Raw genomic sequence first — 12,525 nt, forward strand, 5'->3', positions numbered from 1 at the left:
CCGATGGTTCCGACGTTGACGTGTGGCTTGTTACGTTCAAACTTGGCCTTTGCCATGGGTATTTCCTCTTTTTTTGGGGTCCAAGGCTCAACTCATATAAATATGATAATTGAGGTGTTCTTGACCACATTAAGATAATTGTTAAAAGGGTGCACATACTAATGTGCAGATATTATAAGAAAATTGCGACCAATAACAAGTCTTTTAACAAGTTATTGGTCTATTCTTTAGTGACAATACACAGATATACTCTATATTGTCACCTTCAGTAAGCTTTATTTACTCGTCATCATCTTTAGAGTTGAACTTAGAGATGATCTCAGCAGCAACTGATTTTGGAATTTCAGCGTACTTTTGAAATTCCATAGAGTAAGTTGCACGGCCTTGTGACATAGAGCGCATTTGAGTGGCATAGCCAAACATTTCCGCTAATGGTACTTCAGCACGAATCTGTTTAGTACCGCCAGGTAGATCTTCCATACCCTGTACCAAACCACGACGACGGTTAAGATCGCCCATGATGTCGCCCATGTAATCTTCAGGCGTTTCAACTTCTACTTTCATTACTGGCTCAAGTAGAGCTGGGTCAGCTGCCATGAAACCTTTTCTAAAGGCCATAGAACCTGCCATTTTGAACGACAATTCATCAGAATCGACGTCATGGTAAGAACCATCATACAAGGTCGCTTTTACGCCAACTACTGGGTAACCAGCAAGTACGCCGTTTTTCATGCGCTCTTGGATACCTTTATCAACGGCACCGTGGAATTCTTTTGGTACTGTACCACCAACAACTTCTTCAGCGAATTCGTATTCAGTGTCACCAGCTGGATCAAGTGGTTCAAGACGTAGCCAAACATGACCGAACTTACCACGACCACCAGTCTGACGTACAAATTTACCTTCTTGTTCAACCGTGTTACGAATCGTCTCACGATAAGCAACCTGCGGCGCACCGATGTTTGCTTCAACGTTGAACTCACGCTTCATACGGTCAACTAGAATCTCTAGATGTAGCTCACCCATACCACTGATGATCGTCTGGCCAGATTCTTCGTCAGTGTGTACACGGAACGAAGGATCTTCTTTTGCCAAACGGCCAAGCGCGATTGACATTTTTTCTTGGTCAGCTTTGGTCTTTGGCTCAACTGCTAGAGAGATAACTGGATCTGGGAATTCCATACGCTCAAGTGTGATCACGTTTTGCTCATCACATAGCGTATCACCAGTAGTCACATCTTTCATGCCGACTAGAGCTGCGATATCACCAGTACGGATTTCTGGAAGCTCTTCTTGAGAGTTTGCCATCATCTGTACGATACGGCCAACACGCTCACGCTTCATTTTAACTGGGTTATAAACACTGCTACCCTGCTTCATCACACCAGAATAAACACGTACGAAGGTTAAGTTACCAACGAATTTGTCATTCATGATTTTGAATGCTAGTGCTGAGAAAGGTGCTTCATCTGATGCTTCACGGCTGCCTTCGCTTTCGTCTTTGTCATCAAGAATACCTTTAATAGCAGGTACGTCGATTGGTGCTGGTAGATACTGAATAACAGCATCCAACATCTTCTGTACACCTTTGTTTTTAAAGGCAGTACCACAAAGAAGTGGGATGATTTCGTTATCGATAGTCAACTGACGAATAGCGGTATGAATTTGCTCTACGCTCAATTCACCGTTTTCTAGATATTCGTTCATCAACTCTTCGTTGGCTTCAGCAGCGCTTTCTACAAGATGTTCACGGTACTCGTCCGCTTTGTCTTGTAGTTCAGTTGGGATATCACGCTCTTCGTAGTTCATACCTTGAGACGCTTCATCCCAATAGATGGCTTTCATAGTAACTAGGTCAACAACACCTTCGAAGTCATCTTCTTTACCAATTGGGATAACCAATGGTACCGGGTTACCACCCAAACGAGTTTTGATCTGTTCAATAACACGATAGAAATCAGCACCAACACGATCCATTTTGTTTACAAATGCAAGACGTGGTACTTTATATTTGTTTGCCTGACGCCATACGGTCTCAGACTGTGGCTGAACGCCGCCTACTGCACAGTAAACCATGCAAGCGCCATCAAGTACACGCATAGAACGTTCAACTTCGATCGTGAAGTCAACGTGACCTGGGGTATCGATGATGTTAATACGGTGTTCGTCAAACTGCTTGGCCATACCTGACCAAAAACAAGTTGTTGCGGCTGAGGTAATAGTAATACCACGCTCTTGTTCTTGCTCCATCCAGTCCATGGTGGCTGCGCCATCATGTACTTCGCCAATTTTGTGGCTAACACCGGTATAGAATAAAACACGCTCAGTAGTGGTTGTCTTACCAGCATCGATATGCGCTGAGATACCAATATTGCGATAGCGTTTTAGGGGAGTTTTACGAGCCATAGTGTTTTCCTAGGAAAAGTCGTGTATATAATAATGTATTGTGTCTCTACCTCATACTCTATGACAAAGCGTTCAGCTTCGTAATATTACTTACTGATTATTGAGCCTAATGCGGACAAAAACAGAGCAAATACTAAGAATAGTGTGGCATCAAATTCGGGATGCTCTCTAATAAAAATTTTATTTTCAAAAGAAACATCTTGATAGATTTCCGCCATCTCAGTTAATAAATGAACTTACTATACAACTGGATAAATGATGGCGGCAATCAATAGAATAAACAACAATGTAAGACTAGTTGGCCTAAACCATTAGTCTCAAGCTACTGTTAAAAAGTAGCTTAGAAACGGTAATGCGAGAATGCTTTGTTGGCATCTGCCATGCGGTGAACTTCGTCACGCTTCTTCATAGCAGCGCCTTTACCATCAGCGGCGTCATTCAATTCGCCAGCTAAACGCAAAGCCATTGATTTTTCAGAACGCTTAGCAGCAGCTTCAGCTAACCAACGCATAGCCAAGGCAGTACGACGGGAGGGGCGTACTTCCATTGGTACTTGATAGGTTGCACCGCCGACGCGGCGAGCTTTTACTTCTACCATTGGGCGTACATTTTCAAGCACTTCTTCGAAGAAAGATACTGGATCTTCAACTTTACGCTTCTCACTTACTGTCTCAAGTGCACCATAAACGATACGCTCAGCAGTAGATTTTTTACCATCACTCATTACATGGTTGATGAATTTTGCAACAGTTTGGCTACCAAACTTAGGATCCGGTAGGATCTCACGGGCAGCAACGACGCGACGTCTTGGCATAATAAATTTCCTTGTCTTCAGGAGTGTCTAACATTCATAACATCAACTATGTTTCTTAATAAAAAATAGCAAGTTATCAGTTAGCCTTACTGCATGGTGGTATGTTTCGAGCATACACGACTTATATAAAAGTAATGTGACTACTGACACCAAACCCATGCACAGTTATTGGGTAGTGCAAAAAGCTTATTCAATAACGTTTAGTTATTAAACTTTAGGCTTCTTAGCACCGTATTTAGAGCGACCTTGCTTACGGTCTTTAACGCCTGCGCAATCTAGTGCACCGCGAACAGTGTGATAACGTACACCTGGTAGATCTTTTACACGACCACCGCGGATAAGAACAACACTGTGCTCTTGTAGGTTATGACCTTCGCCGCCGATGTAGCTTGATACTTCATAGCCTGAAGTCAAACGTACACGACATACTTTACGCATGGCAGAGTTAGGTTTTTTTGGCGTGGTAGTATATACACGAGTACATACACCGCGACGCTGTGGGCACGCTTCCAACGCAGGAACTTTTGACTTTTCCTTGATGGTTTTGCGACCTTTACGAATCAATTGGTTAGTTGTTGCCATAAGGCATCCTTCTCCCGTTTGGTATAAAACAAAAAAATGGGCCAATGCACCATCTATCTGACAATATTTGCAGATTTCGGGGCACCCATTTTTAGGACAGTGTATTATAAAGAGTTGTTGCTGCTATTTCAACCACTTATCTATGGTTTAACTTTACAACATTTGATGATATGCATCCAGCCTGACGCTATGCCGTTTTATAAATTTTTAACTAAAAAATAACTCAATAAATAAAGCAGATAGGTCAGTCTCAAGCTGGATTTACAGAAGATATTAAAAACTGCTCGATAATGCATATGTTGTGATGGTTGCTCTAGTTTTCAAGCTTTTTATGAAATCTAAACAAGTACCAATGTGAATACTGATATTTATGCAAGCAGATTGCTTATTATAGATAATACGTTATGGATACTATAGTGATGATTCCATGCTGACTGGGTATGTAACCAATATCAGCATGGATATTGATACTTATTTGGTCTTTTTATCAGATGTTTGCTTATCCGATAGCTTATCATCACTATTGTCTTTATCACTATCTGTTTCATTTTCACCCTTCGTATTTTGCTCTGCAGTGTTGTCACTATCGCTTGCTTTTTTTACTTCAGCTTCGCTACTGCTATCATCAGTAATGGCGCGATTGACCATTTTCGCTTCTGGTGCAAAAGTCGCTTGAGCAACGCCGATAACCTCGTCGATTAATTGACTATTGTAATGCACCCCTACCGCTACTGCAGTGATAGGGATAAAGCGGCGAACCCATGATAGATCGATCTGGTCAAGATCAATGCCTACTTGACTGGCAATGCTATCTATTTGCTCGGCATAATAGTTCACATTTTTATTTTTTAGACCTAAGTTTTTGAGCTCACTATGTAATCCACTGCTTTGAGCATTGTCAAGTAAACCTTTACCAATACCCATACCTGCTAACAATGCTTGTTTTTCTTGCATTTTGCTCAGGTCTGCACTGGAAAGTAGCTCATAAGCCATTTTTACGCCTTGCTTACCTGTTAATGGCTTATTGTACACAGATGCGATTTGATAAATCGTACGTAACGAGACCAATAATAACCATAATGTATCAGCAAGCAATCCTGGCAATCCAGCCAGACCAGTTATGCCGCCAATTGCTGCAAGCGCACGGTTTTGGTTGGCGATATCTGTCGCTAGCGCATAGCGCTCTTCGTCATCTAAGGTTGCGATATTGGCAAATCGGTGCTCATCCGGTAAATCTAACTGACTCCAGCTCGATGCAAGGTTAGCTACTTGGGCAAATGCACTATCAACTGTCGACTGAAAAAAACTATTTGGTACCACTTTTTTGGCGTACTTGCCATACATAGCAAAGCGTGGTCCTAATAACTGTTGCGTTGCTTTTAGCGTCTGTTCACGAAACAAGTCTTGTTGATAGTCTTCATCCCCTAAATCTACCGCTTTGTATTGACGCGGCTTGCCTGTTTTGGCATTGACGTTATCAATCATAGCGCCCATACGCTCTAGGTTGTTCCGAGCAAAAGAGCCAATAGTATTGATGCTTTTAGAAAGAGTACTACGCTTTGCCATCGTGATGTCCTTAATGTGATGAATATGGTAATTGGTTTTGTTTTAATAATAGTCAAGCTGTCATTCTAGCCAGCCGCTGTAACCTTTGTCAGTGCGAACAATGTTATCACGGTCACAAATTTTGTATCTAAAAGTATAATTGAATTTTTTATCACTTATCCATGGCTTTTAATTCATTTACAATATTTTCGCTGATTTCTATCTAACGCCAATAAATCTATTTAGCAAAGACCGTCTGTGAACATGTATTTGTTAATAAGCCTTAACGACAAGGGGCGGTTAGTCGTTTTTTTACATTTGCTCAAAGATTTTCAGCGCTTGATACGTTATCATGTGCCGTAATTGAGAGCATAATTGTACACTGAGTTAATATTACCTTTAATAGACTGTTAATAGAGTCTAGTTACCTAAATTCGTGCTATCGTTATCTCTTCTACATGAACTACTTTTTACTATAATGCTCACATTAATTCATCGTTAAATATCATATATAGATTTGCAACGATTATTGCAACCAACTGCTAGCAAGTCGTTACTTATAAGGAATAGCATATGCGCCGCGTCGTTATCACTGGAGCAGGGATTGTCTCTTGTATCGGACATGATTTAGCCACCGTTACCACTGCTCTCAAAGAAGGACAGTCTGGCATTACATTTAATGAGGCTCATGCCGAGCATGAATTCAAGTCACACGTGAGTGGTAGTATCAACCAATCAGACTTAGATACCAGCGGTATCGACCGCAAACTCAAACGCTTCTTTAGCGATGCCAGTTTGTATGCTTATGTTAGTGCCTTGAATGCTATTGAGCATTCAGGGTTATCACTTGAGACCATTAATAATAACCCACGCGTAGGCGTTGTCGCCAGCTCAGGTGGCGCATCAACAGAAAATATCGTAAACGCCGTAGATGCTATGCGCGAAAAAGGTTTACGCGGTGTCGGTGCGATGGCCGTACCCAAAACTATGGGTAGCTCAGTATCAGCAGCCTTAGCCACAGGTCTAAAAATCCAAGGGGTCTCCTACTCGCTTTCTTCTGCTTGCGCGACCTCGACCCACTGTATCGGTCATGCTGCCGAACTTATTCAATTGGGCAAAGCTGACGTCATACTGGCTGGTGGTAGCGAAGCTGAACACTGGACGCAGTCTTGTATGTTTGATGCGATGGGTGCAGTCAGTACGCAATACAACGACACGCCAACACTTGCTTCAAGAGCTTATGACAAAGATCGTGATGGTTTTGTCATTGCTGCTGGCGGTGCAATGGTAGTAGTTGAGAGTTTAGAGCACGCACAAGCACGCGGTGCTAATATATTAGCTGAAATCGTCGGCTACGGTGCTAGCTCTGATGGTGCAGAAATGGTTGCCCCAAGTGGTGAAGGTGCCGTGCGCTGTATGCAACAAGCCCTAGCCGAAGCTGGTCTAGAAAGCGTTGATTATATCAACAGCCACGGTACGAGCACACCGCTAGGCGATATCACAGAACTAAAAGCAATTGCCAAAGTCTTTGATAATGACATCAGTAAAGTACCTGCTATCAGCTCTACCAAATCCATGACAGGTCACAGCTTAGGTGCTGTCGGTGCTCAAGAACTTATTTATTGCTTATTGATGCTACAAGAGAGCTTTATCGCACCAAGTATCAATGTCGATAACCTAGATCCTGCAGCTGAAGGCTTCGATATTGTCACCCAGATGCGTGAAACTGACCTTGATACCTTGATGAGTAATAGCTTTGGCTTTGGTGGTACTAATGCTACGCTAATCATAAAAAAATTCGACGGTTAAATGATGCCTGTACCAAATCAAAATATAACCAGCCAGATAGACTCTGCCCCATCGCCAGCTATTAACTCTAGCTGGCGTTTTGGTGATTTATCTGCTGCCGAGTTGATGACCCATCTACAACACCATTTGCTCAATCAAGATAATGAAGCAAATTGGCAGCTTGTTTGGCTAAATAACCATAAGCAACCAGTCATTGGTCTGTTACCGAAAGTCAGCTGGTCTGTGTATCCTACTGATAAACAGCGCTCTAGCAATCTCTACAAAGTGGTTAAAATCTGGCGTGGCGATGGCCCTAACACTAGCAAATCTATCACGGCGTCTTATATAAGCTATCTAGACTGGCAAGATGAGCTGATTGCTTACAGCAAAATTTATGATACCAATAGTGACAATTCAAAAAACATAAATGTAGAAAATGCGAATTTAGAAAATGCAAATCCCGGTTATCATCACGGTCTAATAGGTTTTATTGGTTACGATATTGCCGCTCATGAATTAAGCCCTACAGATAGTATCGAATTGGCACAGCAGCCTTGTGCCTCATTAGGTCATTATGATATTTATCTCACCCATATAGCTGATACAGGTTGGGAGCTCACTAGTCATCAAACCAATAAGTATTCGGATGACACTACCGACAGTGAAGCACAGCAGAAGCTTTTGACTGCTCTTATATCTTCTCTAAACGAGTTAGATCACAAGTTGGTTGAGAAACACCTTTCTCAAACACTATCTGAAACCGCATCCAAGGTAGAGCCTATTGTTCTAACTGCACAATGGAGCAAGCGTGACTATCAGCAAGCATTTGATCGTACTCAAGACTACCTACAGCAAGGCGACTGCTATCAGATCAATCTGACGCAAAAGTGGTCTGGCAAACTACCGTATAACAATGATACTAACCAACCAACAGTCGCGCTTATCGATTATCTCCCTGCGCTGCATTACAATACAAAAGCCCCTTTTGCAGGTTACCTGAGCGTTGATGACTATACTGCCAAACACTTAAGTGAAAGTGGCAGCGATGCCACAGGTGATAACCGATTTGAATTACTAAGCTGCTCACCTGAATTATTTTTTACCTTTACAAAAGACAGCGATACTGGCAAACATCATATCTTAACCAAGCCTATTAAAGGCACCATGCCGCGTAGCCTCGATCAAGATCAAGATGACGCTCACAAACAACAGCTGATCGATAGTGAGAAAGATCGTGCCGAAAACGTCATGATCGTGGATTTACTGCGTAATGATTTGGGCAAGTATGCCAAGATCGGCAGTGTAAAAGTACCACAGCTATTCGCGATTGAGAGCTTTAGTAATGTTCATCATATGGTCAGCACGATCATCGCTGAGCTAAAAGCGAATACTCATCCGCTGGCAGTGTTGTTCGGTAGTTTGCCTGCTGGCTCCATCACAGGTACACCCAAAAAACGCGCTGTTGAAATCATCTCTGAACTAGAGACCTCAGCTCGCGGTGCCTATTGCGGCACGATGGGTTATATGAATTTTGATGGTAGTGGTCAATGGAATGTGCTCATTCGTACGCTACAGGCCAATGCATCGTGGAATGATGAGGCTGTCAGCGAAAGACATCTCAACCTATGGGCTGGTGGCGGCATCACGGTTGCATCAGATTGCGATGCCGAATACCAAGAGTGCTTGGACAAGGTAGGTAATCTGCTAGCGGTGCTGGCTAAAAAATATAAATAATTGTACTGCGCTTTTTCTTATGACCCAAAAAAGCCTGCTCACGTTGCGTTAGCAGGCTTTTTCAATACTTCTTAATACATCTATTACTTCTTAGTACATCTGTCTAATCATTACGATGTGCGCGTTGATATAAGTATTGAAAACACTGTATTAATCACTAGTAACGCTGTTATCGGCATGCAACACTGTCAAAGCCTCAATCAAACGGCTGTTCTGCTCTGCTGTACCAATTGTAATACGCAAGTACTCATTGATACGCGGTTTGTCAAAATGACGAACGATAATTCCTTGCTCACGTAACGCACTTGCCACTCCACTAGCATCACCGCCTTTTGGGCGGACAAAGACAAAGTTGGCATGTGACGGCAATACGTCATAGCCCAATGCTATCAGCGCTTCTGTCAATGACGTACGCAGGTCGATGACTTGTTGACGAGTCTGCTCGAAGTAGTCCACGTCTAGCACACTCGCCGTCGCTCCAGCTTGTGCCAGCTTATCTAACGGATAACTATTAAAACTGTTCTTCATACGCGTCAATGCTTCAATCAATGACGCATTGGCAAAAGCCATGCCGACACGTAAACCAGCTAATGAGCGTGACTTTGAGAAGGTTTGTGTCACGATGATATTGTCACATTCATTGATCAGACTTACTGCTGATACTTGAGTCTCTGACTCTCTCTGAGAAAAATCAATATAAGCCTCATCGATGACAATGACGGCATTGGAGTGTTCGCTGGCAAGCTTACGAATATCAGCAAGCGATAATAGCAAACCAGTTGGTGCATTCGGGTTGGCGATGATGATACCGCTACAAGGCTGGCGGTACGCATCAGGGTCGATACTAAAATCTTCTTCTAGGGGTATCTTAACAAGATGTACACCAAAGGTCTGTGCATAGACAGGATAAAAGCTATAGCTGATATCAGGTGACAACAGTGGACGCTCTTTTAGGAAGAAGCTGGCAAATATAAGTGCCAACACCTCATCTGAACCATTACCAACAAACACTTGGTTGATATCTAGATCATATGACTGTGCCAATGCCGCACGCAAATCATTAGACTCGGGCGCTGGATACAAGCGCAGCTCTTCTGCTTGCTGCGTCAATACCTTGGCAATTGCCTCTCCTACTTTTGGCGACGGTGGAAACGGGTTTTCATTGGTGTTCAGTTTGCACAAATTGTCATGCTGTGGCTGCTCGCCCGGTACGTAAGGTGACAAATTGCGTGCTTTAGATGACCAAAGTCTGGTATCTATCTTTGACTCACTCATAAATTATCCTGCTAATTAGTCAGACAGACTATTAAATACATATTAAAAGTAAATAAGAAAACGCTCAAATATATTTTACTGGTAACGATAACGTGCTGAGCGTGCATGGGCTTCTAAGTCCTCACGCTGCGCTAAAATATCAGCCGTCTCAGCCAATGGCTTGCTGCCAGCTTGGGTACAATAAATAATAGATGATTTCTTTTGAAAGTCATAGACACCTAACGGCGAAGAAAAACGCGCTGTACCAGACGTCGGTAACACATGGTTCGGACCTGCACAATAATCTCCGATAGCCTCAGGCGTGTGACGTCCCATAAAGATAGCACCGGCATGACGAATATTATCTAATAGCGCATCAGGGTTATCAACAGAGAGCTCCAAATGCTCAGGAGCAATACGATTGATCAGTGCCATGCCTTCACTACGGTCTTTTACTAAAATAAGCGCACCGCGGTTCTGCAACGAATCGCGTGCGATATCTGCTTTTGGCAGCTCAGCCAGTGCTTTTTCGATCTCCATTGCCACTTCTTTAAGCTGATCTTCGCTAGTGGTCACAAAGATAGCTTGAGCAATGCGATCATGCTCTGCTTGTGACAATAAATCCATCGCCAGCCAATCGGCACGATCTTGTGCTTCACCCTCTGCGTATACCAGCACCTCTGAGGGCCCAGCAATCATATCAATACCCACCTGACCAAATACCGCGCGTTTGGCTGCTGCGACATATTTATTACCAGGTCCTGTGATTTTGTCCACGGCTGGAATGGTTTGGGTACCGTAAGCCAACGCTGCTACCGCTTGTGCGCCACCAATAGTAAAAACACGGTCAACTTGTGACAAATGTGCCGCCGCCAACACTAGAGGATTAAGCACGCCTTTGGGTGCTGGCACGACCATGATAACTTCTTTGACGCCAGCGACCTTGGCAGGGATAGCATTCATCAATACCGACGAAGGATAAGAGGCCAAGCCACCTGGGACATAAATGCCAACACGATCAAGTGACGTAACCTTCTGGCCCAAACGGTTACCCAGCTCATCCTCATACTGCCACGTTTCTTGTACTTGACGCTCATGAAATGTCTGCACTCGAGTCGCAGCTGTAGTCAGTGCTGCCTTTACTTTATCATCTAGGCTGGCAAATGCCTCAGCCAGCGATTCTTTAGAAAGCTCTAACTCTTGCATCGCTGTTGCTGGGTGATGATCAAATTTCTGGGTCAACGCCAACACGACGTTATCGCCATCAGCACGTACTTGTGCGATGATGTCATCAACGGTATGTAATAATTCAGAGTCGTTAACCGTTTCAAAAGCAAGCAATTGTGTCAACTGACTATCAAAATCGGCATCTTGGGTACTTAACTGGCGCATGACCTAATCCTATATCTGAGCATAAAATACTTCTAAAAATAAATGAGGTAAACATAACTAATGTATGCTTAATTTTTATAAAATTATGGCTTATTCGCTGTCTTCTAATGTAGAGTTTACTTATATTTTATTTTTTGGCAAGCCAAGACAACAAAACCAGTTTAGCACGCTATATCTATCATAGAGCGCCAAACTGGTTTAAAAATTCGTATAACCGTGCTTTATATTACCAATGATCAACACCGGTCTATTAGGCATTTGCAATACTGTCTTTAAAGCTATCTAAAATTGGTTCTAGCAGGGCAAATTTGCGCTTGTAGCTGACCTGATTAACAATAAGACGTGATGAGACATCACAGATATGGTCGCGGGCTTCGAGCCCATTCGCACGTAGCGTATTACCAGTATCTACCACATCAACAATCAAATCACCCAGACCCACCAACGGTGCAAGCTCCATCGAGCCATACAGCTTGATGACATCGACTTGCTGACCTTGGCTTGCAAAATAAGCGCGCGCCACATTCACATATTTGGTCGCGATGCGTAGGCGACGATTGGGTAGTGGCGCATCTTTCACACCAGCAGTCATCAGCTTGCACTGAGCAATTTTTAGATCAAGTAGCTCATAAACATGATTGGCACCATGCTCAAGCAACACGTCTTTACCCGCCACACCAAAATCAGCTGCCCCGTGCTCGACATAGGTCGGCACGTCACTGGCACGCAAAATTAATACACGCACATTTGGGTTTGATGTCGGAAAAATAAGTTTGCGAGAGGCTTCAGGGTCTTCTAGTAAGTCAACGCCAGCTGCACGTAACAGTGGCATAGTTTCTTCTAGAATACGGCCTTTTGACAACGCTAAGGTTAGACCTGAAAACTCATCGTTTACTTCGTTTAATAAACCACTGGCTGGTAAAGGTTTGCTTGTCTCAGTCATAATGACATCATGTCCATGTACGGTTGATACCTCCCCCCAATTAAAAGTAGTAAGAAGGTAAGGAGGT

At 43.2% G+C, this 12,525-nt stretch carries 9 protein-coding genes; 2 read left to right on the forward strand and 7 right to left on the reverse strand.

From position 1 onward, the window contains the following. Positions 1-279: 279 nt before the first annotated feature. The 4 genes from fusA to ACTXGL_RS11940 form a co-directional block, all read right to left on the reverse strand. Positions 280-2,406 carry an elongation factor G gene (fusA, locus tag ACTXGL_RS11925; protein ID WP_319050998.1) on the reverse strand — a complete coding sequence of 709 codons (2,127 nt, stop codon included), beginning with the start codon at positions 2,404-2,406 and terminating at the stop codon, positions 280-282. A gap of 340 nt (positions 2,407-2,746) precedes the next feature. Beyond that, a complete protein-coding gene (gene rpsG / locus ACTXGL_RS11930) occupies positions 2,747-3,220 on the reverse strand; it encodes a 30S ribosomal protein S7 (RefSeq protein ID WP_057761735.1) in 474 nt (157 codons plus the stop codon). 207 nt (positions 3,221-3,427) lie between these two features. Beyond that, positions 3,428-3,802 carry a 30S ribosomal protein S12 gene (rpsL, locus tag ACTXGL_RS11935; RefSeq protein WP_011281154.1) on the reverse strand — a complete coding sequence of 125 codons (375 nt, stop codon included), beginning with the start codon at positions 3,800-3,802 and terminating at the stop codon, positions 3,428-3,430. A 471-nt stretch (positions 3,803-4,273) separates the two neighbouring features. After that, the gene (locus tag ACTXGL_RS11940; RefSeq protein WP_443526984.1) at positions 4,274-5,368 is read right to left on the reverse strand and encodes an EcsC family protein; all 1,095 of its coding nucleotides are present in this window, start codon (positions 5,366-5,368) and stop codon (positions 4,274-4,276) included. A gap of 552 nt (positions 5,369-5,920) precedes the next feature. On the opposite strand from ACTXGL_RS11940, the gene ACTXGL_RS11945 reads away from it, so the two are divergent. Together ACTXGL_RS11945 and ACTXGL_RS11950 are read left to right on the forward strand one after the other, a co-directional pair. Then, a complete protein-coding gene (locus ACTXGL_RS11945) occupies positions 5,921-7,156 on the forward strand; it encodes a beta-ketoacyl-ACP synthase II (protein WP_443526985.1) in 1,236 nt (411 codons plus the stop codon). A 3-nt stretch (positions 7,157-7,159) separates the two neighbouring features. Further along, positions 7,160-8,869 (forward strand): anthranilate synthase component I family protein, encoded by a 1,710-nt coding sequence (locus tag ACTXGL_RS11950; protein WP_443527043.1) that lies wholly within the window; start codon positions 7,160-7,162, stop codon positions 8,867-8,869. A gap of 150 nt (positions 8,870-9,019) precedes the next feature. Here the strand turns inward: ACTXGL_RS11950 and hisC are convergent, their stop codons facing one another. From hisC to hisG, 3 genes are all read right to left on the reverse strand, one after another. Then, positions 9,020-10,144 carry a histidinol-phosphate transaminase gene (gene hisC / locus ACTXGL_RS11955; RefSeq protein ID WP_443526986.1) on the reverse strand — a complete coding sequence of 375 codons (1,125 nt, stop codon included), beginning with the start codon at positions 10,142-10,144 and terminating at the stop codon, positions 9,020-9,022. Between the two features lie 75 nt (positions 10,145-10,219). Beyond that, positions 10,220-11,515, reverse strand: coding sequence for a histidinol dehydrogenase (hisD, locus tag ACTXGL_RS11960; protein ID WP_443526987.1), 1,296 nt, complete (start codon positions 11,513-11,515; stop codon positions 10,220-10,222). Between the two features lie 250 nt (positions 11,516-11,765). Beyond that, positions 11,766-12,458 carry an ATP phosphoribosyltransferase gene (gene hisG / locus ACTXGL_RS11965; RefSeq protein WP_319051004.1) on the reverse strand — a complete coding sequence of 231 codons (693 nt, stop codon included), beginning with the start codon at positions 12,456-12,458 and terminating at the stop codon, positions 11,766-11,768. Positions 12,459-12,525 lie beyond the last annotated feature (67 nt).

The sequence above is a fragment of the Psychrobacter sp. T6-6 genome, assembly GCF_052258185.1.
Classification (GTDB): domain Bacteria; phylum Pseudomonadota; class Gammaproteobacteria; order Pseudomonadales; family Moraxellaceae; genus Psychrobacter.